Raw genomic sequence first — 21495 nt, forward strand, 5'->3', positions numbered from 1 at the left:
CTATGGGCGTTAATTATATTAGAGCAAATATAGGAGGGAGATCACATGAACTTAGAAGAACACTTTCTGCCAAAGGACATTAGCCATGCAAGCAAAGAATGTATGTGTACAATTGACCTTGCCGAAAGAACTGTAAATGCAATGTGTAACGCAAAATACGATGATGCAGAAATGCTAGCCAGGGATTTATTAAAGTCAGTTGGAGTGCTCAATGAAATGAGCAGCCATAAATACAACCAAGATAAGTTTTATGCAACTGTACAAGATTTGGCTAACCGAAAAATTAACGTCGAAGCGATACAGAGGCAATACAAATGAGCGATAAAGCACATGTAATTAAGATATGGGTCGCTTTTATAGTCATGATGGTGTTTCTTTATGTATCAATTGTGATTACTAGTTAGGAGGGAAATCATGAATGAAATAGATAAAGCTGTTGCTACAGAGTTGTTGAAACTGAGCAAGGAGGTTCTTGCGGAAGCAGATCTTGTTCATTATCCAGATAATCGTACCTATGAATCTGGAATAGCTGAAGGAAAATGGATGGCGTTTAAAAAAACGCACGAATTAATCATTGAACGTGTTGAAGAACTAGGTTAGGAGGGGTAAAAGATGGAGCATCCTGAAATTACTCAAATTAGGCAATATGGTTATCCAAAAATGAATGTATATACCAATCAATACGGTATAGATGCGTTAGGTAATGAAGTGTTTAGCGGTGAAGAAATTTTGGTTATTGAAGAGGCTTTCTTTTTAGTAGGAGAACTAGAAGATCAAGCAAAGGAAGTCTTAGAAGTTCTAGGTGGTAGATATGATCGGGCATATTGAGAGGGTGAGAGAATGAGAAATTACGATGAAATCTACAAAGAGATAGTACAGTTATCAAATTATGATAAGGAAATGTTGCTTACTTCTATATTCATAGAATTTCAGATAGCGGAACAATGGGGAATGAGCTATATTCCACAACGTTTTTTTGAAGTAACGCTATCTGAAACTATAAAAAAGCAAAGAAAAAGATCGCACCGCCATGCGATCAGTTTATAAATAACAATCTAATACATTCATTATATCGTTTTGAATGTAATTGATCAACAGGAGGAAAAGTTAATGAGTAATCAAAACCAGGTAGCAATCTTAGGGGAAAATGAAGTTTTTATTCGCAAAAGCGCTAAAGGGAACATCAAGGCTGTAAAAGGAAAGGTAAATCTTTTGGAATCAAAAGGTCATCTTGCTGAAATACAAAACAAGGTAATGATCACAGAAGCTGGCTATCGTGAAATGAATAAAATTGCAGGCATATCCATCATTACACCTGAAACATTGACCCTTCCAGATGGAAAAGTAGTTGTAAACCCTTATCCAATTGTTGATCCGGAATCTGGTACTATCTCGAAGGTATGGGTGAAGAAAATCGGAGTTGGTTATTCACCTATTGGAAACATGGTTATCACGTCATCTACACTACTTTACGACATTAAGATGTATTTGGTTCAAGACTTAGCCAAAAAAGCACAATATAACAAAGATGTAGGTCGATTATGTATGGAACAAATGCTTACAGAAGAAGATCGAAAGATAGGTGCATTTTTCAAAATAGAAGGCTCCATGGGTGTGTGGGTAGATCTTAGTCATAAGGATGTCATCAAGGCATTTGATACCTATATTAATAATAAGTTGTTTGCCGAACGAAAAGCACAAACTATTTGTGAAAGAAACGTACTCAAGAAACATCCAGCTCTATCGACTACTTATGTAGAGCCGAATGGTGGTAAAGGGCAAAAGTATGGTCAAGTTACCGTTATAGGTTTTACTACAGACTTATCAAAAGAGGAATTAATGCATGTTGCAGAACAGGCTGAACGTGGTGAAGAAATTAAGGTTAGAGATCAAAACGTGCAAGTAATTGATCAAATGGATGAGGTTTCCGAAGAAGATATTGCGGTTTCTGCTGATGAAGAAGAAATAACCTATTCTCAACCGGGCGAAAACATATCGCAAGGAAAATTTGACGAAAGCACCCTATTTGATAATGAGGTGAAATTTTAATGGCCATTAACAAGATAATCATTGAAAACGTAAAAGGCACTTCTGTTCAACAAGACCTTATTGGTGCAGATATATTTGTTGGTCCAAACGGAATCGGAAAAAGTACACGAATTGAAGCACTAGGAACAGCCCTTTTGGGTTATGTTCCTGGGGCTGGTAAAACTCCATCAGAAACATTCAAATTATCATCAGACAGTAATGAAATGAAGGTTGGTTTAGAATTAGACGATTTTAACTTTATTAGAACGTTTAGCAGAAACGAGAGAAAGAAAAAAAGCACCGGAGAAACAGAGATTGGATATTCAGAGTCAGTCAATATCTCTCCGTCTAAGGGAGAGCGAACTAATACCAAAAAGAAAGCAAGAATTGAACAAGAAGTAGGATCGTTTCCAGTTATGTTGGACTTTGGTCAATTTATAAATCTAAGCGATAGTAAACGGCGTGATTTTATTTATTCATTATCCAGTAGTGATAGTTCATGGGATAAAGAGCGGTTACGGCAGTTTCTTGAGGATGAACTTCTTACAACGGAAACAGAAATAAATGCCCCCGATCATTATGAAACATTGCAAGAAATTATAGATGAATCATTAGAGCAGTTTCCAGATAGCTTTTCATTTGAAGATGGACTAACAGCTTTAAGTGATTACGTGGATGATCAGGTTAAATATTGGAACAAAAACAAAAAAGATACAGAGGGCGCTGTTCGTTCGCTGGCTGATTTGAAAAACCAAGAAAGAGAAACAGACCGCAATGCACGTCAAAACAAAGAAGATTTAGCTAAGTTTCGAGAAAAATATTTGGAATTAAAAGAGCAACTCGCTAGAGACAAGGTGAAAAAACAAGCTCATGATAAAAAAATGGCTCGAATCGAAGAGTTAAAAACAGGTATCGACAATTTGAAAGGTACTCCAAAGCATTCAAATGAAGAGTTTGAGAAACAAATAAGCAAGCTTCAGGAGCAAATTAAATATGTTCCTGAAAGTAAGTCTGCGGATTACATGCAAAAGGCCGATGAACTATCTAAGCAGAGTGAGCAGGCCAAGCAGGAATCGTGGAACTTAAAATCAGAGTACCAAAAGTTAGAATCGCGTCGTGACCAGATACAGTCCACTGTAGACACAATTAACGAAAATAAAGGCGTTTGTGTTATTCAAAAACAGATATCCTGTCATAAAGATTTTACACCATATGTAGAACATGCGACTAAACAAATTACTGAATTAGAGAGGCACATGAATGAACTTGAATCGCAGGGGATTCAAAAGCAGGAAGAGGCCAAAAAGCTACAAGATGAAGCTCAAAAGTGGAGATTAGAAGCTCAAAAAGATAACAATGATTTTCGCGATGTGGTCAATTTTAATAAGCAAATTACTGATCAGATAAACGCTTTAAAAGAAGAAATCGCAGCTAATGAACGTAAAAATGAAAACTTGCAAAACAACATTGATCAGCTAGAAACCGAATTAAATAAATTAGAAAGTGAACCAGTAGATGCTATTGCTCCTTTAGACGTATTAGAAAAACAACAAGCTAGTATTTTGGAACAGATAAATGAACTTGAGGAGAAAGTCCAGGAACAAGAAAAGGTAAAGAATAAGATTCAAACATTAAGACAAACGATGTTTGAGAGCAAGAAAGCAACCCTGAAAGCCGACTCTTACAAGGACATCAAAGAAAAGTTAGGTTCCAAGGGAGTGCGCGGCTTAATTGTTAAAGAACAATTAAATCCTATTAAAAAAGATATTGAAGCTAATTTAAAAGAAATGGGTATTAATCATGAAGTGTTTTTTGAGACTACCAGTGCTAGTGGTCAAGAAGTATTCCAATTTGGATGGATAAAGGAAGGGCAGTCAACTAATTTTGATTCCCTATCTACAGGTGAAAAGCTAATATATCTAATTGCTTTTATGGTAACTATCTTAGAACGTGCCAATCCACCATTAAAAGTATTGGCACTTGATAATATTGAAAATCTCGACAAAAGAAACTTCAAAAATGCGCTTGAAGGGTTGGAAAAACTATCAAACAAGCTGGATAACATCATTTTAGCAGGTGTTGTTGATGTACCAGATGTTGACGGTTGGAAAGTATGGAATCTTGCTGCAGGCGGTGAAAAAGAACATGCAATTGCTTAAAGGCTTGAATGAATCTCAATATAAGGCGGTTGTGTCAGATTCAGATGTGATTTTATGCCTAGCTGGAGCGGGAACCGGAAAAACCAGGGTGCTAACGAGTAGAATTGCCCACCTACACCATGAGCATCGTGTTGGCACCAGTAATATGCTGGCATTAACTTTCACAAGACTTGCAGGAAAAGAAATGAAAGAACGGATCATGGGTCTGATTGGTGAAGCAGAGGGGAAGAAGCTCTTCTGCAATACCTTCCATGCATTCTGTGTACAAGTTTTAAAAGAATACGGTCATCGGATTGGACTTGATTCAAACTTTATGATCTATGACCAATCAGATAGAGACAGCATTATAAAGCGAATAATATCAGAATTTCATTATGACACGTCTGTAAATAAAGTATTGAAAGAAGCGCAGCGTCCTTCAGAAACAGATAATGTCGAAAAAGATGTTTTAGAAGAACTCAGCTATCGAATGAGGGAAAATAATGCCGTTGATTTAGATGGCTTATTAAACAGAACCGAGCAACTGTTGAATGAATTTATAGATGTTCGTGACTATTACAAGGATCAATACAAATATGTGTTTGTTGATGAGTTCCAAGATACATCAGAAGTGCAATTAAACATTATAAAGCTTATGGATCCAGACCACTTATTCGTTGTTGGTGATGACTTTCAGGCTATTTATGGATGGCGCGGAGCAGAAGTTAAAAATATAGTTGAATTTCCAAATCACTTTCCGACATGTGAAACGATTAAACTAACCCGTAATTATAGATCTACAGTACCCATAGTGGAAGCTTCCAATAGTTTGATTAAGCACAATAATAATCAGACTAATAAGGAATTGGTAACGGATGTGAGTGGTACTTCAATAAGTTTTTATGAATATGATTCCGAGGAAGACGAGGCTATGGAAACATTTCTACAAATAAAAGATAGTGATGTTGAAAGTTATTCAGATATAGCCATATTAGCCAGAACGAACAGACTGATAAATAACATGGCCAACCATTTAAAAGAGAACGGCATACCATGTGTAGTTCTATCAACCAATAACGACCCTTTGAAAGAGAGCGTGGTTCAAACGGTTATAGGATTTATCGAATTGGCAGTAAATGAAAAAGATTCATGGAGAATTAAAAAACTCGTTAATTTCCCTGAAAACAGATTAAGAGCAATGCAGTTAGAAGAAATTGAACTCAATACCGTTATGCGTGATCAAACGTATTTAGAAGCGTTGGAAGAGTATCAGGAAAAAGAACCAAAACTAAAGTCATTTTTTAATGTTTTATCAAAATTACGAAGTCAAATAGGTAATTTAGACGCCCACACAGCGTTCAGAGCAACTGTCCATACATTAGGTCTCATTCCTTTGTATCAACGCCTAGGGTTAGATAACAGGGTGCAAGCATTAGCGATTGCGAGAGACACTATAGAACGCTGGTGTCAGATTCAAAGAAGTCTAGGTGATAGTGATCGGCCAGATGCGTTCTTGAGATATCTCGTTACAAAAGATATACAAGAAAAAATGATGGAAGATATTGATGCTGTAAAGCTTATGACTATCCATGGTTCAAAAGGATTGGAGTTTGAAAAAGTTTTTGTAATCGGTGTAAATGAAGAAGTTTTCCCTAATCTAAGGGGAGACATTGAAGAGGAAAGAAGATTGATGTATGTAGCTTCTACCAGGGCAAAAAGTGAATTAATTATTTCTAGACCTATATTCACTAAAAACTATGGAGGTAACGAGGAAATGAAACAGAGGAGCCGTTTCATTAATGAGTTGGGATTAAGTGATGAATGAAAAAGATTTGCACCGTGTTTTGATCAAGAAAGAGTTGTGGGATCTGCAACATGTGGATGTTGAAGCCTTCAAGGAAGCTGTAAAAGATTACATTGAAAAAGGTTATCCAGAATACACACCAATTAAAGCTAGTAAAGGATTTATCTTGTGTAGAAGAGACAGGAGGTGACACGATGAGCGACGGATGGATAAAGCTATACAGGGAAGTATTTGACTCTGATATATGGCACGACGTCACTACATTTCGGCTATTTATATTTTTGATTGGTAAGGCAAGTCATAAAGACGGTTTTAAGTATAAAGGCATGATTTTAAACGAGGGTCAGTATGTAAGTTCCTACAGAAAGCTAAGAGATGCACTAGCTTATAAAGAAGGAAGAGGGTATAAAAAATACTCACTTAGTACAGTTAAAGCTTGTGTTAATAAACTAATTAAGGCTGAAAGGGTGAACGTTAAAGAAACGGAACTAGGAACACTATTCACCATTGTAAACTATGCGAAATATCAAGAGTTAGAGGACACAGGAAAAGAAAGTAAGAACACATTAAATGAGAAAGTCCGAACTAATGCCGAACTAACGCCGAACGATGTCCGAACGAAGTCCGAACAAGATCAAGAATTAAAGAATTTAAGAATTAAAGAATTATATACTACTACTGCTAATAGCGAGGACGCGATTGTTTTTTATCAAAACAATTTTGGGATGATTCGTCCAGCAATTTCAGAAGAGATAATTGATTGGATAAATGATTTTGGAGACAAGATGGTCATTGAAGCTATGACAAGGGCGTTAGATCGAAACAAACCTAATTGGGGATATGCGAGAAGTATTTTGCAGTCTTGGTCAAATAAAGGCATTAAAACTATGGAGCAAGCAAAAGCAGAGGATATTGAGTTTCGAAATCAACAAAAAGCAAAACAGCAATCATTCTCGAAACCACGTATTCAGGCGGTAGGCGCTCCTGTTCCAGAATGGTTTAAACAGCAAAAGCAACAGCAGAAAGCCCAGAAAGAGAGTGGAGCAAATAATTCCGGTGATGCAAAGGAGCAAAAGGAGCTTGAGCAATTGCTTAAACAATATTCTAGTGGGTAACAACGAGGGAGACGATACAAGTGGTTTACACAGGAAAACGAGGTATGGCGTTTGAAAACACACTAAATTACACGAATCAGATATATCTTAACCAAGGACGAGCCATCATCAATAAACGGCCTACGCCAGTAAAAGTGCTTCAGTCAAAGGGTACAAGGGTACTTAAAGGCTTCTACGAAGAAAAGAGCACAGTCGATTACGACGGCATATATCAAGGGAAATCAGTGGTTTTTGAAGCGAAGTCAACTAAAGAGAAACGGTTTCCCTTGTCCATCATATCGGATCACCAACTTAAATATCTAGCGGTCGCTGAAAAGTTAGGGGCTATATCATTTCTTATCGTGGATATGAGGGCGTTAGGAGAGGTTTTCCTTGTTCCGAGTAATATGCTTCAGAAATACATGAAAGAAGCCAAGCAAGGTGGTAGAAAGTCCATTTCAATTCGTGATTTGGAAGTATACGCCCAGCTCGTTAAAAGTGAAAATGGTGTGCCGTTGGATTATTTGAGTGTTGTAGATAGATTGATAGCGACTGAGATTGCTTAATAATAATAAAAATCTAGTATTTGGAGGTTAAAGAAATGGAGTACATGATTGATTTAAACGAGTTTGCAGAAGGAGCTTTAGCAGCAAAGGTAAACGCAGAATTAGAAAAGGTGTTGGAGAATATAGCAGATCCTAATACGGATCCAAAGAAAAACAGAACAATCACAGTATCAATTAAGATTCATGGCGATGAAAAACGTGACGTTCTTAATACAACTGTTTCTACAAAAGTAAGCTTACAACCAATGAAAGAGGTTGAGACCAAACTAATGATGGGTGCTGATGACAACGGAAATATCATCGGAAAAGAGTTGCGATCGGGTGCAAAAGGGCAAATGTTTTTCGATACTGATGGAGATGTAGCTCAAGATACAGGTGAAAAAGTAGTTAGCTTTAGAGATCAACAAACAAAATAAAAAACTAAATTTGGAGGAATGAAAAATGATTAAAGAAGCATTGCAATACATTGTTGGATTAGGAAAAGCAGAAATTCATGGTGAGAATGGACAGACATATTCAGATAAGAAATTGCACTTGATTGAGGAACCGACTGCAACACCATTTACGGTTCATACTTTATCAGGTTTAGTAAGCTATATAAAATCTGAATTCGATGGTGATGAGCCTGTTATTTTACATGTGGTTAGTCCTACGTCTGTAACAGTTAAGTCAGCATTAAACTCTGATCAAGAAAGAGACTATTTTCTAAAAGCAGAAGCACTTCTCCCGACTTTTATTTTTAACGATTGGTATAGCACAGAGAAATTCAACATTAGCTTACAATCTTGCTTTATACAAAACGAAGATCGCGATGTAATGCTTAAAGTGGTTGGTAACATTACAGAGGATCAAGTTAAGACGGTTAGTGATGATGGAATATCACAGGCAGTAGTTGCGAAAGTGGGAGTAGCATCAGTTGGAAATGTTGAAGTACCGAATCCAGTTTCGTTAATACCATACAGAACCTTTGTTGAAGTAGTACAACCTGAGAGTGATTTTATATTTCGTATGCAATCGGGACCAAGTTGTGCTCTCTATGAGGCAGATGGAGGAGCTTGGAAAAACGAAGCTGTAGACAATATTAAAGATTACCTTAGGCGCTCGCTTAAAGAAGAAGTTGAAGCTGGTCGTGTGACTATTATTGCTTAATATAGGGGCTCCTTTTCAGGAGCCTGATAAATATAGAGATTGGAGGTTACTAATAATGACGTTTAGAGCACGGTTGGAAGAAATAAAGAAAAATGCTAATACCTATAAGCTCCATGACTTTATAACTGAATTAATCTACGACGATTATTTATGGCTTATCCAACAAGCCGAACTTGTGCAAGAGCTGGAAAAACGTTGTCGCTACCTAAACAATGAGCTGTTTAGTGAGCGAACGATTAAAAATGAGTTTCAGCAAGGCATTGAAAAACAGGGCAAAAGGATTAAAGAATTAGAGATGGCTTTAGAACAAATAAAAGAAATGGCTGGTTTGATAGATAGGAAGTATTTTGAAGTAGCTGATAAAGCCTTGAGGGGGAAGCAAAATGCTTAGTCAAAATGAATACTTGAAAAATGCCGAAAAAGAGATCCGTGAACAATGGTTTGAGAATCATGAAATCAAGTTAATCGAAGGTGTCGAAGGATTTCAATGTATTCATTGGGGTGAACCAGGAACTCGAATGTATCAAATAGATTACGTGCTATCTGACAACATGGTTTTTGTAACAGGCGATCTAGGAGACGCTGCATATAACTTAACTTGCCTAGCTACCATCGATAATATTAAAGATTTTAATCTATCGTACTTTACTGGAAAATTATCTGCCCACGAACGGAGAAGGTGGGATTTTGACAGTCAACTGGCTGCCGAAGAAATAAAAGAATTCATCTTCGACTGGTGCGATGTGTCTCATGTTGATGAGTTGAAGGAGGAAGAAGCCGAGTTGCATGAAGAGCTTATGAGTGCAACTAGGAATTGGGATCTCCATGATCATTTCGAGAAAGCTGTCTTTTCCATCTATGAGCATACTAGTGTGGATTGGTTTGACGGCGAAGCAGCAAGTTGCATTTCTGATTGTGGACAAAGGTTGCCATATAGCTTTATTGCTTACTGGTTGGGATTGCAGATGATTAGCGAGCAAATAGAAAAAGGCGTTGTCTCCAATGAATAAAATACCAAGAATATTGCACTATCCGGGTAGTAAGTGGAGTATGGCCAGTTGGATTATAAATCATATGCCTGAACATAAAACATATCTCGAGCCGTACTTTGGATCCGGGGCAGTGTTTTTCAATAAAACAAAGTCGCCAATTGAAACGATAAATGATTTAGATAGCAGTGTAGTTAATCTATTTAAAGTCATTAGAGATAATCCGGATGAATTAGCCCATTCTATAAATTTCACTCCTCTATCTAGGGAAGAATATTATCTTTCTTATGATTTTGAGCAAGGTAATGAAATAGAGCAAGCAAGGCGTTTCTTAGTACGTTGCTGGCAGGCGATTGGGGCGAAAACGAGTGATAGAACAGGTTGGCGTAGCCTAATAGCTTCAAATGGCCCTGATACTGCTAAAGAGTGGGGAAAGCTTCCAGATAAAATCCTAAAAGTTGCAGAGAGGCTTAAGCAGGCTCAAATAGAAAATCAACCAGCTGAAAAGTTAATTGATCGGTACAAGAGAGAAGATGTTTTAATATATGCCGATCCACCTTATATCTTAGAAACTCGTACGAAAAGGCATTATAAGTACGAAATGACAATCGATGATCATGAGCAATTATTAAAACAACTAGATAGACATCCTGGTCCTGTATTGCTATCGGGGTATGATCATGAATTATATAACGATCTTTTAACTAATTGGCGAAAAGAGAGTATGAACGTTCTCGCAGAAGCTGGAGCTAAAAGACAAGAAGTGCTTTGGATTAACCCAGTAGCTGCACAACATGGATATTTTCAAGAGTCATTGTTTAGCTTATGAAAGGACTCGGTTTATAAGGCAAGCGAGCGTTGAAAGGAGAAACAGAATGTTTAGCCAAAAGATGGTGAAATCAGTTGAAAAAACAACTAGATTTATTTAGAGAGATTATAGTAGATAACTTTGCAGGGGGCGGTGGAGCTAGCACAGGGATAGAGTTAGCTACTGGTTTAAATGTTGACATCGCCATAAATCATGATCCAGCAGCCATAGCAATGCATAAAGTGAACCACCCTGATACAGAGCACTATCTGGAAAGTGTCTGGGATATCGATCCAATCGAAGTTGTCAAAGGAAGAAAAGTAGGACTAGCATGGTTTTCTCCAGATTGCACTCATTTTTCCAAGGCTAAAGGTGGAAAACCTGTAAAGAAAGAAGTCAGGGGGCTTGCATGGGTAGCCTTGCGCTGGGCCGCTACGGTAAAACCGAGAGTTATCGTACTAGAAAATGTTGAAGAATTCAAAACATGGGGTCCAATTAAAGACGGCAGACCAGACCCTGAAAAGTCAGGATATACATTCAAATCATTTAATAGGCAACTTAGAAAACAAGGGTATGAGATTGAGTGGAAAACACTAAAAGCCTGTGATTATGGAGCTCCAACAACTAGACAGAGATTGTTCATGATCGCTAGGCGTGACAAACAACCGATAAAGTGGCCAGAGCCAACTCATGGTGATTCCAACGAAGTAAATGTGCAATTAGGATTAAAAAAGCCGTTTCGAACAGCTGGCGAAATAATTGATTGGTCTATTCCAGCACCGAGCATATTTTACAGAAAAAAGCCCTTAGTAGAAAATAGCATGTTACGGATATTCAGAGGTATACAGAAATATGTGATTGAAGCAGATAAGCCTTATATTGTGGATGATAAAGCGGTATTTCTGCAGCACTACTATACTCACCAAGGAAACGAGACGAGGGCAAGCGGGCTTGATGAGCCGATTGCAACGATACCTACAGCGAATAGATTCGGACTCGTAACAGCGTTTCTCGCCAAGCATTACGGCGGTAATTATAAGGGTCCTGGAATCAGCTTGGATAATCCATTACACACAATTACGGTCAAGGATCATCATGCGCTAGTAACAGCTTTTTTGATGAAATACTACGGACATGGCGTTGGCCAGTCGTTGGACGAACCATTGCATACGATTTCGACCAGAGACAGATTTGGTCTTGTAACGGTTAAAGGGCAGGATTATAAAATTGTCGATATCGGAATGCGTATGCTGCAGCCGCACGAACTTTTCTTGGCACAAGGGTTCCCAAAATCATACGTAATTGACAAAGATCATGAAGGTAAACGGTACCCAAAAACACAACAAGTGGCCAGAGTTGGAAATTCAGTTCCGCCACCTTTCGCTGAGGCGATTGTTAGGGCGAATCTACCAGAGTTGTGCGTTAAAAAATATGAGTATAAAGCTGCTGCAAGTAGCTAGGAGGGGGATAATTAGTGGATATATCAGAAAAACAGCGCCAACGTGCTGTAAATGATCGTAGGACTAAGATTATTAACGATCTGTATCGTATGGGTGTCTTTTATACACGAGATGGAAGAAAAGTAGAGGATTGTAGGTTATTCACGCTAGAACAGGTCTACATTAACGAAAAACACCGGATGGCAAAAGTTAAAGAGCAGCAGGGTGAATTGATGTAATAAAAAAAGACAGGATTCCTCCTGTCCGACACACATCTATTATAACATAGGAGGAATCCTTGTGAGATTAAAAGATATTCAAATAGACCCTAGTACAATGAAACTAGAAATTGATATAATGGAACATAATGGTAGCTTTGCTATAGTGGTTTGTGATGGGAAAGCTAAATTAACAGGTCTACCCAATCATGGGGAAACCAAAATAATTACTCACCAGGGTAAGGTGAAGCGTGTGAAGTATGATGAGGGGGAAGAATTTTGAAGGAATATTTACGTGAATTATTTTCTGATCCAAGTTTTATGGGTGCATTATTAGGAGCTATTATAACCGCTTCGATTGCGATTTATATTATGAATAGAACTAATATAAACAATAGAATACAGGAAAAAAAGAAAGTGATAAATGAATTTCTAAATGAATCGCGCTTTTTACTATATTCAGTCGAGAATCTAATTAGACATGTAGATGTCTATGCTAAATATCAAAAAGAGGAAGAAATGATAAAAAGAACGGATACGGGTCCTGAACCTAATTCCGAACTGTCGAAAATTCGACACGCAAAAGGGTTAAATGAAACAGATATTGTTGATTTTTTACGTAAAATAAAAAATGTAAATAGAAACGCTTTCACAGGAAATACGTTTGATATATATTTGGATATTTTAAGTATAGCAGAAGGACAAATAGAGTATTTCTGGCAACGAAGCCTAGAAAAGAACGTTAATGGAGTTGGAGATATTTTAGAGGATGCTACTAATGAATTAAATGCTCTTAAAGTTGCTCTTGAACAAAAATATGAGGAAAAGCAAAAGGAGTTTAACTCTTTATAGTTCTACCAGCCATCTGGAGGACACTGAATGACGCAATAAGCGTTGTTTGGTGTCTTTTTTTATTTAAAAATACGAGTGGGGGCTCGAATATGACTATGTGGGTAGATAGATTAGTTAGTGAATACGAAGCAGGTCGAAAAGAATTGATTAGAAAGAAAGGTAAACTAAATATTGAATTTATTTGTGATAGAGAGGATAAAAAGCATATTAACAGCATGATTAATGATATGTCTGAATCCATTGAATGGATGAAAACAGGACGTAGACCAGGTAACTTACGAGGTATTGATAAACGGTCAGCATATCAGCGCAGAGCTTTAATAGATATGGATTTATTCCCCTCTTTGGATATTCAACCTGAAGAAAAAGAAATTTCAGAGGAACAAAAGCGTTTATTAGTAAATATTCTTGTAGAATTATCACATAGAGAAAGGCAGTGTTATTTGCTTCATATGGCTCAAGGATATAGTATGCGTGAGGTTGCAGAAGAACTTAAAATATCTAAGGCGTCTGTACAGAAATTTATTGAACGAGCAAAGAATAAAATTAATAGAAAATTATCTTGTCATACGAATGTCGTACGAACCCGTACTGGGGATGAAAAGGCTGTTATGTAGAGCACTTAATTATATGAGTAATTAATAATTAAAGACCGTGAGGTCTGTATAGATTAAGCACTTTAAATATTAGTAGTGGGAGTTGGTGAATATGTAATGGATTGGGAGCAGATTAGAAACGAATGGGAAACAACGAAGATTACACTGAAAGATCTTGCTGCTAAACATGACGTAAAGATAGGTACTTTGAAAAGCAGAAAGAGCCGAGAAAAGTGGAGTAGAGATCCGACGCAAAAGGATGCAACCAAAACGGATAAGGTTGCAACCCAAAAACAATTGAATGAAACCAAAAAGAAAGAACGATATGAGCCTATTGTTGAAGGTGAAGAACTCACTGATAAACAAAGGCTTTTTTGTATTTATTACATTAAATACTTCAATGCTACCAAAGCTTATCAGAAGGCGTATGAATGTGCTTATTCAACAGCAATGGTAAATGGTCATGGGCTACTAAGAAATACTAAGATTTCAGCACATATAGACCAATTGAAGGCGGAACAAACTAATGAGCTAAAGCTCAATGTTCGAGACGTGCTACAGAAGTACATCGACATAGCTTTTGCAGATATAACTGATTACGTGACATTTGGCAGGAGAGAGATAGCCCAAAAAGATTCTGATACTGGCAAGCCTCTAACTAACCAGAATGGTGAGCCATTGATGGACTACGTTTCTTATGTTGACCTTGTTGACTCGGAAAAAGTAGATGGAACGATACTTACAGAAGTAAAGCAAGGTCGAGAAGGCATATCTGTTAAGTTAGCAGATAAGATGAAAGCACTAGATATGCTAACGAAATACTTTGACCTCTTATCCGAAAATAATCAGAGGCGCCTAAAAGAAGAAAAGTTGAAAATGGATATTAAAAAAGCCGAGGCAGAAGTAGAGAAGCTGTCTGACTCTCAAGGTGATGGTCTAGTTGAAATTGTTATCACAAGAAAAGGTGATAACTTATGAGTATTGCACCGGCAATTCGAATAGAAAAAGAAGTGAATCCTCACTTCGAAAACTTTCTCTTTGATTGGAAACAGAAGTTCCAAGTTCTTGTCGGCGGTTATGGTTCGAGTAAAAGTTACCATGTCGCTTTAAAGATTATATTAAAGCTATTGCAGGAAAAAAGAACAGCGCTTGTGGTACGGGAAGTATATGATACACACAGAGATTCTACATTTTCTCTATTTGAAGAAATTATTGAGGATATGGGTTTAGCTGATAAAATACGTTGTGTCAGTTCCCCTATGCAAATACGCTTTCTGAATGGCAGTAAAATCATCTTTAAAGGGATGGATAAACCTGCAAAATTAAAGTCTATTAATAACATTTCGCTTATTTGGTTAGAGGAATGCTCAGAGATCAAGTATGCAGGCTTTAAAGAGTTACTAGGTCGATTACGTCACCCTAAACTAAAACTTCATATGATTTTATCGACTAATCCAGTAGGAGAAGATAACTGGGTTTATTTGCACTTCTTCCAAGACAAATTGAATAAACGCTTTGTACTGGATGATAGAGAACTGTACCAAAAACGAACTATGGTTATTGGAGATACTTATTATCATCATTCCGTAGCTGATGACAACTTGTTCCTTCCAAATAGCTATATTGAACAGTTGGAAGAGATGAAAGAATACGATCCAGACCTTTATCGTATTGCAAGAAAAGGTCGATTTGGTATTAATGGTGTCCGAGTACTTCCTCAGTTTGAAACGATGGAACACAGGAAAGTTATGAAGGCAATTAACCTTATTAAGAAACCATTATTTCGAGTAGGTATGGACTTTGGTTTCGTTGATTCCTATAACGCCGTCCTAAGAATGGTTGTGGATATGGAAAAACAATACCTGTATGTATATTGGGAGTATTATAAAAAGGGAATGACGGACGATAAAACTGCTCAAGAGTTGAAGGAATTCAAGGAAAGCGGAGAGCGGATAATTGCTGATTCTGCTGAAGCAAAAGCAATTCAATATTACAGGCAACAAGGATTCAATATGTATGGAGCTACCAAGTACCAAGGTTCACGCCTTGCAAACACTAAGAAGATGAAGCGGTTTAAGAAAATCATTTGTTCTGATGCTTGCGAGAATACCATACACGAGTTGGAAAACCTTGTTTATGCCAAGGATAAAAACGGAAATATCATCCCGGATGAATACGCGATTGATCCTCATACATTTAGTGCCGCATGGTACGGGCTTGATGGTTATGAAGTAACTGATCTAAAAGATGAAGCACAAAACCAATCGAGATCAACTAGACAAAGACCTAGAGGAAGGAGGAGATAAGCTTGTCAGAAACAACTGTAAGAGCGAAAGTGTTCAAGGCTTCCGTTTCGCCGAACACTCAACAGCTTTATAAAGACGACTTTTTTAATTTATACGGTGAAATATTACCGCCGCCATTTAATTTAAAAGAGTTAAAGATGATTGGTGAGTATTCATCCATTCTTCAGCAATGTGTGGATGCTTACAAAACGAATATTGTTGAATTTGGCATTGAAGCGGATTACAAGATTGATATTAACTCGGATGAAATTCAAAAGGAAATCAAAGAGCAAGCGCAATCGGAGTGGACGAGGCTTGATGAATTTATTCGTTACTTGAATATGGACGAATCACCAGAAGTTATTATCGGTTACGCTCTTGATGATCGTGAAAAGACAGGCAATGGTTATCTTGAAATCATTCGAGATGGAATAGGGCGACCTGTTGGCATTGAATATGCCGACACACAATACATGAGGGTATGTAAAAAGACTGTTCCCGAAGAAGTTGAATACATTATGTTGGAAAATGGCCAAGAGAAGAAAGTAACACGCTGGAAAAGATTCAGGAAGTATGTTCAGATGGTCGATAATAAAAAAGTTTACTTTAAAGAATATGGAGATCCAAGAATAATGAATTCAGCAACAGGCAAATTCGATGATAGTACACCAGAAAATTTAAGAGCTACCGAGATATATCACATGAAGATTGGTTCTGGTACCTATGGAAAGCCGAGATGGATCGGTAACCTCATTAGTTTGTACGGTGCTAGGAAAGCCGAAGAATTAAACTTAACGTATTTTACGAATGGCCGACATATTCCAGCTGCAATAACTGTATCGAATGGAAAGCTTGATGATACGTCCTATGAAGCCTTGCAAGATTACATGAACGACTTAACAGGTACTGAAAACGCTCATAAATTTCTTCTGTTAGAAGCGGAAGGGATTACAGAGGAAAAAATTATTAATGGTGATGAAAAAATAACGCCTGCAAAGGTTGAAATCAAATCGTTAGCAGAAATCTTGCAGCAGGATGCTCTCTTTCTAGAATATGACGAGAAAACAAGACAAAAAATAAGGTCGTCCTTCCGATTACCCCCACTTTATACAGGGGAATCTCAGGATTTTAACAGAGCGACAGCTGACACAGCTAGAAAGGTTACGGAAGAGCAAGTGTTTCAACCTGAAAGAAAAGCCCTGGCAAGAGCGCTTAATACGTTATTCCTTGAGCCGTTACGATTTAAATACGTAAGGTTATCCGTTAAAGCAGCGGATTTTCACGACCCTGTAGAAATTGCAAAGGTGCTGGATCCATTTATTCAAGCTGGAGGAGTTGCTCCTAATGACTTACGTGAACTTCTTGGCCAAGTGCTTGGTCAGAGAGTTGAAGCATTCCCAGATGAATATAACTTTCCGCTGCAAGTATTGTTGCAAAGTGCTAATAATCCGTTAGCTGGTGTAATTGATATCCAAAAATCAAACGAAAAACAAATGGACCTTATCGACCTATTAAAAGATATGCGTGATGTGCTCGAGGGGTTGCACAAAAATGCATAAGATAGATAAATTGATTAAGAGTCTAAATGATTTCATTGCCAAGGTAGATGATGAAGAGAACATTGAGGACGTTGTTCCTGATTTCCCTGGACTCGATAAATTGCCTGCAATCATAGAGGATTACGAGAAAACCGTTGCTAGATTGCTAAGGGCACAACGCAAGCGTTTTTTAAATGCCTTTAATATATTTGTATCAAAAGATGATAAACAAACGCTAGAAGCCTTCCTTGTGTTTCTCAAAAGTGATCTTTTTGCAGTGGATGAATTTGCAGAGGAGTTCGGAGAGGAAACGGCTGAGTTTTTGCAACTGACCGTCGAGGAATTAGCAAAACTCATGATGGAATCCATTGATAAGGATGTTCCGTTTGGAATCCTATCAAAACGAACAACTGATTGGATCCAAAATTGGTCAAAAGATTTAGCGGAGCTAATGCAATTGAATACGCATAAAGCATTAGAAAACGAATTGCTACAAGCTATTGAGGATGGCGATTCCATAGCGGAAGCAGAATTACGGATGAAAGAAATGCCACAATTTAATCGCAATCGAGCTAGAGCAACGGCAAGAACAGAAATATTAACGGCATCGAGTAGAGCACACTACGAATCATTTAAGCAAAGCCCAGCTGTACAAGAAAAGAAATGGAAGCATAGTGGGGCGAAGAAAATAAATCCAAGAGCGACACATATGGCCATGGACGGAGTAACTATTCCTGTCGATGACTTTTTTTATGTTGACGGAGAATCAGGATTGTATCCACGAGATCCATCTTTCACTGCTAAAAATCGTGTTCATTGTGGGTGTGTGTTGGGACCTGTGGTTGATGAAGATATATTGGGGTTATCTAAAGATGAAAAAGAAAAGTTAAGACAAGAGGCACTTGATGAGATGGGTGGTCCATCGACTAGCAGAAGGAATAATGGTAAAATAGAAGATGAGGTATCTTATCGTCCTATTGAAAATATTGAAGAATGGGATGAAAAGGTATCAGAACCTTGGAGAAATAAATTAACAGTTGCAGAAGCAACAGCTATTCGTAATTATACTGACGATGTATACAGGCCCATTAATAAATACTTACGAGAAAACAAATTAGACGGTTATTCTGAAGAAGAAATTAAGCAAATCATCGAGGACATTAGCAGCGGTATTTCTAAGTTTGATCTAGAAGATAACATTATAACTTATAGAGGTTTAGAAGATAACATTTGGAATTTACCTCCTGAAATACTAGTTGGTATGAAACTAGAAGAACAGTCATTTGTAAGTACATCCATAAATAAAGCAGTTTCTTTTGATGGTAGTTTTAAAGGGAAGGTTCAAATGGAATGGAGAATCCCCATGGGAACAGTCGGTGCTTATGTTAATAGTATTAGCGAATTTGATCATGAACATGAATTTTTATTGAATAAAGGTACCAAATATAAAGTTATAGATGCATTTGAAGAAGATGGGATAATCAAAATGATTGTAGAGGTGATAAACGGTGCTTGAGAAGTGGAAAAATGATAATTTATCTCCTGTTGGACTCAAAGAAAATGAGGATGGTACATTCACAGGTTATTTCTTTAAAAGTGATGGAACACCTCCGATCACTAAAGATTATGAGTCCGAAGAAGATTTCGAAGCCAACAAGGAAAAAGATCGCATTGAATTATTACAGTTGAATCAAGAGTAGCTCTTTCTGTTTAAGGATATAACAGAGAGGGCTATTTTTTATGGATGGAAGGAGTTTACTTATATGAAAAGTATACTTACAAAAATATTTAAACTTATTGATTGAGAGGAGGTGAAACATAATGCCTAGAGAATTAATTAATGCAAATATCACTCATGTGTCATATGTAGACAAAGGCGCAAATCAAAAGCAGTTCTTCTTCACTAAATCGGATAAGCAGCCCGACTTTCAAAAAGAAGTGAAGCTATTTATTAATAAAGAAGATGAGGAACAACAATTGGTTTATGGTGTTGTCTATGAGCCTGATGTTGAAGATTCACACGGTGACTTTATGACAGCCGATTCCATCGAAAAAGCAGCTCACGGTTTTATGAAAGATGCTCGAAACATTGATACACAACATAATTTTGAATCTGGTGTTGGTGAAGTTGTGGAATCATATATCGCTCCTGCAGACTTTGAACTTGGAGATGAAACTATAAAAAAAGGTTCATGGGTGCTTGTTACTAAAGCTAGTGATGAGATTTGGGAAGAGATAAAAAAGGGAGAAATCACTGGTTATTCGATGGCCGGCACTGCTGAAACAATTGAAAAACAGAATAAAAGACAAAATAAGAAGCCTGTTTCTAAGTCTGATGAAGGACAAGACGTGGAAATGAAAGGCTTTTTTGATGTTCTGAAAAGCTTTTTTACTGGTGATAAGGTTCAGAAAGGTGAACTTAGAGATAATTATGAACGTAATCAAAACCGGCGTAATCTTTGGTCTGCATGGGATGGTTTAGAAGAGGTTTTCTTTGGTTCTTTGTGGGATAATCCCACGGTTGGCATAACTGATTTTGAAAGGCTTGAAGAAGGCGTGAAAGAGTTTTTAGATATTCTTCAAGAAATTAAAGAATCAGGAGACATAAAAAAGGCGCTTGAAAATAAACCGGAAACCATTGCCAAAGCCGGTAAGAAAATCTCAACTGCTAACATGAACAAAATTAAAGATGCGCATGCCATGCTAGATGACTTAATAAATCAAGATGAGGAGGAAGATGAAGTGAAAAAAGAGGATATTGAAAAAATGCTTGACGAAAAGCTAAATCCGATTACCAAGCGATTAGATGATATTGAAAAAGAGGACGGTGGAGGGAACGACGATAATCTGGAAGATGATGTAATGAAACAATTTTCGGAAGTGCTTGACCAAAAGTTAGACCCGATTACTAAGCGCCTTGAGACTGTAGAAAAGGCGCGAGGGGTTTCTAATCAAGTGGACACAGAGCCAACCAATATTCATAAAAATGAAGGCCCAACTTATATGCGCCACTTTAATTAAGAGGAGGAAAAAATAATGAAAACTAATCAAGAAATTATTAACAAAGAAAGAGCCATTGCTTCCATTAAGAAAAATATTGATATTCCAATGGCTGTTAAAGACGCAGAAGCGTTTTTGGTCGATACGATTAATAACGCTAAAACATTGAATGCTTTAGTGCCAATCTATCGTGACGTAGCCGCAGGTAACATCGATGCTCTTAGCGTGGGCCGTCGTCGCCTTCGTCAAGCGGGTAAGGATGACACACCAACAGGAACAGGTTCAGTCTCGAGCCGAAAAATCCCTTATGCTGTACGTAAAGTCAAATGGGACGAATGGTTACAAAATGATGATGTGTTCTATTCTCAAGCGGCACGTGGTGATAATGCCGAGGAAAAAGTGATTAATATGATTCAAAAGCAATTTGCTGTAGATCTGCAGGATTTAATCTTCAACGGTGACGTAAATGCAACATTAGAAGACGGAGAGACACCAGATGAGTTTTTAAATATTATTGATGGTTTCGTAAAGAAAATGAAAAAATCTACAAATAAAACTGACTTAGCTGACAGAGACCTAACCATTTTGGATTTTATAAATCACATTCAAGTACTCCCAGAGCGTTACAAGAGCCATACAGATATTACTTGGTTTATCACTCAAGGTACGAATGACAGACTTGTTTCATTGGTTTCTGAACGACAAACTGGATTCGGTGATGCGGTTCTTCAGGACGGGAAGATTACTAGATTAGCTGGATATCCTACGGAGATTGTTGCAGAAATGCAAGGAGGTTTTGCTGCACTAACTCCTAAATCTAACTTAAAACCAGTATTCACTCGTCAATTACGATACATCAGAACTGCTGATGGTGCTACAGCTGCAGCTAAAGATGCAACTTACCATGTTCTTTATGCTTACCTAGATGCGATTGTACGCGAAATTGATGCTGTTGCGTGGATGACTGGTAGCAAACTATAAGAGAGGAGGC

General features: G+C 37.5%; 27 protein-coding genes. All 27 read left to right on the forward strand.

Annotated features, from left to right (window positions below):
• The first annotated feature begins 45 nt into the window (after nt 1–45).
• On the forward strand, nt 46–318 hold the full coding sequence (locus D9780_RS03965; RefSeq protein ID WP_121639357.1) for a hypothetical protein: 273 nt from the start codon (nt 46–48) through the stop codon (nt 316–318).
• Nucleotides 319–414: 96 nt separating this feature from the next.
• A complete protein-coding gene (locus D9780_RS03970; RefSeq protein WP_121639358.1) occupies nt 415–600 on the forward strand; it encodes a hypothetical protein in 186 nt (61 codons plus the stop codon).
• 12 nt (nt 601–612) lie between these two features.
• Nucleotides 613–828, forward strand: a complete 216-nt coding sequence (locus tag D9780_RS03975; protein WP_121639359.1) for a hypothetical protein — start codon at nt 613–615, stop codon at nt 826–828.
• 12 nt (nt 829–840) lie between these two features.
• A complete protein-coding gene (locus D9780_RS03980; protein ID WP_121639360.1) occupies nt 841–1047 on the forward strand; it encodes a hypothetical protein in 207 nt (68 codons plus the stop codon).
• 63 nt (nt 1048–1110) lie between these two features.
• Nucleotides 1111–2049: a hypothetical protein gene (locus D9780_RS03985; RefSeq protein WP_205601118.1), complete on the forward strand. Its 939-nt coding sequence runs from the start codon at nt 1111–1113 to the stop codon at nt 2047–2049.
• On the forward strand, nt 2049–4187 hold the full coding sequence (locus D9780_RS03990) for an SMC family protein (protein ID WP_121639361.1): 2139 nt from the start codon (nt 2049–2051) through the stop codon (nt 4185–4187). The genes D9780_RS03985 and D9780_RS03990 overlap by 1 nt, the downstream gene beginning before the upstream one ends.
• Nucleotides 4114–5991 (forward strand): ATP-dependent helicase, encoded by a 1878-nt coding sequence (locus tag D9780_RS03995; protein ID WP_121639362.1) that lies wholly within the window; start codon nt 4114–4116, stop codon nt 5989–5991. The genes D9780_RS03990 and D9780_RS03995 overlap by 74 nt, the downstream gene beginning before the upstream one ends.
• The gene (locus tag D9780_RS20955) at nt 5984–6160 is read left to right on the forward strand and encodes a hypothetical protein (RefSeq protein WP_162985781.1); all 177 of its coding nucleotides are present in this window, start codon (nt 5984–5986) and stop codon (nt 6158–6160) included. The genes D9780_RS03995 and D9780_RS20955 overlap by 8 nt, the downstream gene beginning before the upstream one ends.
• 4 nt (nt 6161–6164) lie before the next feature.
• Nucleotides 6165–7085 carry a DnaD domain-containing protein gene (locus D9780_RS04000; protein WP_121639363.1) on the forward strand — a complete coding sequence of 307 codons (921 nt, stop codon included), beginning with the start codon at nt 6165–6167 and terminating at the stop codon, nt 7083–7085.
• Nucleotides 7086–7105: 20 nt separating this feature from the next.
• On the forward strand, nt 7106–7630 hold the full coding sequence (locus D9780_RS04005; protein ID WP_240458775.1) for a Holliday junction resolvase RecU: 525 nt from the start codon (nt 7106–7108) through the stop codon (nt 7628–7630).
• A 35-nt stretch (nt 7631–7665) separates the two neighbouring features.
• A complete protein-coding gene (locus D9780_RS04010; protein ID WP_240458776.1) occupies nt 7666–8046 on the forward strand; it encodes a replication terminator protein in 381 nt (126 codons plus the stop codon).
• A gap of 25 nt (nt 8047–8071) precedes the next feature.
• Nucleotides 8072–8779, forward strand: coding sequence for a hypothetical protein (locus D9780_RS04015; protein ID WP_121639364.1), 708 nt, complete (start codon nt 8072–8074; stop codon nt 8777–8779).
• A 55-nt stretch (nt 8780–8834) separates the two neighbouring features.
• Nucleotides 8835–9170 carry a hypothetical protein gene (locus D9780_RS04020; protein ID WP_121639365.1) on the forward strand — a complete coding sequence of 112 codons (336 nt, stop codon included), beginning with the start codon at nt 8835–8837 and terminating at the stop codon, nt 9168–9170.
• Nucleotides 9163–9789: a hypothetical protein gene (locus D9780_RS04025; protein WP_121639366.1), complete on the forward strand. Its 627-nt coding sequence runs from the start codon at nt 9163–9165 to the stop codon at nt 9787–9789. Before D9780_RS04020 ends, D9780_RS04025 begins: the two co-directional genes overlap by 8 nt.
• Complete coding sequence (locus D9780_RS04030; protein ID WP_121639367.1) at nt 9782–10597, forward strand: DNA adenine methylase; 816 nt, start codon at nt 9782–9784, stop codon at nt 10595–10597. The genes D9780_RS04025 and D9780_RS04030 overlap by 8 nt, the downstream gene beginning before the upstream one ends.
• A gap of 74 nt (nt 10598–10671) precedes the next feature.
• Nucleotides 10672–12036, forward strand: coding sequence for a DNA cytosine methyltransferase (locus tag D9780_RS04035; RefSeq protein WP_121639368.1), 1365 nt, complete (start codon nt 10672–10674; stop codon nt 12034–12036).
• A 14-nt stretch (nt 12037–12050) separates the two neighbouring features.
• Complete coding sequence (locus D9780_RS04040; protein ID WP_121639369.1) at nt 12051–12254, forward strand: hypothetical protein; 204 nt, start codon at nt 12051–12053, stop codon at nt 12252–12254.
• A gap of 61 nt (nt 12255–12315) precedes the next feature.
• Nucleotides 12316–12516, forward strand: coding sequence for an XtrA/YqaO family protein (locus D9780_RS04045; RefSeq protein WP_121639370.1), 201 nt, complete (start codon nt 12316–12318; stop codon nt 12514–12516).
• Nucleotides 12513–13085 (forward strand): hypothetical protein, encoded by a 573-nt coding sequence (locus tag D9780_RS04050; RefSeq protein WP_121639371.1) that lies wholly within the window; start codon nt 12513–12515, stop codon nt 13083–13085. Before D9780_RS04045 ends, D9780_RS04050 begins: the two co-directional genes overlap by 4 nt.
• An 89-nt stretch (nt 13086–13174) precedes the next feature.
• Nucleotides 13175–13702: a sigma-70 family RNA polymerase sigma factor gene (locus D9780_RS04055; RefSeq protein WP_121639372.1), complete on the forward strand. Its 528-nt coding sequence runs from the start codon at nt 13175–13177 to the stop codon at nt 13700–13702.
• A gap of 96 nt (nt 13703–13798) precedes the next feature.
• Nucleotides 13799–14659: a terminase small subunit gene (locus D9780_RS04060; RefSeq protein ID WP_121639373.1), complete on the forward strand. Its 861-nt coding sequence runs from the start codon at nt 13799–13801 to the stop codon at nt 14657–14659.
• 20 nt (nt 14660–14679) lie between these two features.
• Nucleotides 14680–15987, forward strand: coding sequence for a PBSX family phage terminase large subunit (locus D9780_RS04065; RefSeq protein ID WP_121641423.1), 1308 nt, complete (start codon nt 14680–14682; stop codon nt 15985–15987).
• A gap of 2 nt (nt 15988–15989) precedes the next feature.
• Nucleotides 15990–17525, forward strand: a complete 1536-nt coding sequence (locus tag D9780_RS04070) for a phage portal protein (protein ID WP_116277208.1) — start codon at nt 15990–15992, stop codon at nt 17523–17525.
• Nucleotides 17518–19020 carry an ADP-ribosyltransferase gene (locus tag D9780_RS21590; protein WP_121639374.1) on the forward strand — a complete coding sequence of 501 codons (1503 nt, stop codon included), beginning with the start codon at nt 17518–17520 and terminating at the stop codon, nt 19018–19020. Before D9780_RS04070 ends, D9780_RS21590 begins: the two co-directional genes overlap by 8 nt.
• Complete coding sequence (locus D9780_RS04080) at nt 19013–19204, forward strand: hypothetical protein (RefSeq protein WP_116277206.1); 192 nt, start codon at nt 19013–19015, stop codon at nt 19202–19204. Before D9780_RS21590 ends, D9780_RS04080 begins: the two co-directional genes overlap by 8 nt.
• A gap of 121 nt (nt 19205–19325) precedes the next feature.
• Entirely contained in the window at nt 19326–20525 is a 1200-nt protein-coding gene (locus D9780_RS04085) for an XkdF-like putative serine protease domain-containing protein (protein ID WP_121639375.1), read from the forward strand.
• 15 nt (nt 20526–20540) lie between these two features.
• On the forward strand, nt 20541–21485 hold the full coding sequence (locus tag D9780_RS04090) for a phage major capsid protein (protein WP_121639376.1): 945 nt from the start codon (nt 20541–20543) through the stop codon (nt 21483–21485).
• Nucleotides 21486–21495: the final 10 nt, after the last annotated feature.

Source organism: Virgibacillus sp. Bac330 (genome assembly GCF_003667845.1).
GTDB classification, from domain to species: Bacteria; Bacillota; Bacilli; order Bacillales; family Amphibacillaceae; genus Virgibacillus; species Virgibacillus chiguensis.

Coding starts and splice junctions, on each gene's coding strand:
- D9780_RS04025 (WP_121639366.1), top strand. CDS start 9,163: ATGCTTAGTCAAAATGAATACTTGAAAAATGCCGAAAAAGAGATCCGT.
- D9780_RS03970 (WP_121639358.1), top strand. CDS start 415: ATGAATGAAATAGATAAAGCTGTTGCTACAGAGTTGTTGAAACTGAGC.
- D9780_RS20955 (WP_162985781.1), top strand. CDS start 5,984: ATGAATGAAAAAGATTTGCACCGTGTTTTGATCAAGAAAGAGTTGTGG.
- D9780_RS03975 (WP_121639359.1), top strand. CDS start 613: ATGGAGCATCCTGAAATTACTCAAATTAGGCAATATGGTTATCCAAAA.
- D9780_RS03965 (WP_121639357.1), top strand. CDS start 46: ATGAACTTAGAAGAACACTTTCTGCCAAAGGACATTAGCCATGCAAGC.
- D9780_RS21590 (WP_121639374.1), top strand. CDS start 17,518: ATGCATAAGATAGATAAATTGATTAAGAGTCTAAATGATTTCATTGCC.
- D9780_RS04085 (WP_121639375.1), top strand. CDS start 19,326: ATGCCTAGAGAATTAATTAATGCAAATATCACTCATGTGTCATATGTA.
- D9780_RS04030 (WP_121639367.1), top strand. CDS start 9,782: ATGAATAAAATACCAAGAATATTGCACTATCCGGGTAGTAAGTGGAGT.
- D9780_RS04000 (WP_121639363.1), top strand. CDS start 6,165: ATGAGCGACGGATGGATAAAGCTATACAGGGAAGTATTTGACTCTGAT.
- D9780_RS04020 (WP_121639365.1), top strand. CDS start 8,835: ATGACGTTTAGAGCACGGTTGGAAGAAATAAAGAAAAATGCTAATACC.
- D9780_RS03980 (WP_121639360.1), top strand. CDS start 841: ATGAGAAATTACGATGAAATCTACAAAGAGATAGTACAGTTATCAAAT.
- D9780_RS04090 (WP_121639376.1), top strand. CDS start 20,541: ATGAAAACTAATCAAGAAATTATTAACAAAGAAAGAGCCATTGCTTCC.
- D9780_RS03985 (WP_205601118.1), top strand. CDS start 1,111: ATGAGTAATCAAAACCAGGTAGCAATCTTAGGGGAAAATGAAGTTTTT.
- D9780_RS03995 (WP_121639362.1), top strand. CDS start 4,114: ATGTACCAGATGTTGACGGTTGGAAAGTATGGAATCTTGCTGCAGGCG.
- D9780_RS03990 (WP_121639361.1), top strand. CDS start 2,049: ATGGCCATTAACAAGATAATCATTGAAAACGTAAAAGGCACTTCTGTT.
- D9780_RS04010 (WP_240458776.1), top strand. CDS start 7,666: ATGGAGTACATGATTGATTTAAACGAGTTTGCAGAAGGAGCTTTAGCA.
- D9780_RS04015 (WP_121639364.1), top strand. CDS start 8,072: ATGATTAAAGAAGCATTGCAATACATTGTTGGATTAGGAAAAGCAGAA.
- D9780_RS04060 (WP_121639373.1), top strand. CDS start 13,799: ATGGATTGGGAGCAGATTAGAAACGAATGGGAAACAACGAAGATTACA.
- D9780_RS04055 (WP_121639372.1), top strand. CDS start 13,175: ATGACTATGTGGGTAGATAGATTAGTTAGTGAATACGAAGCAGGTCGA.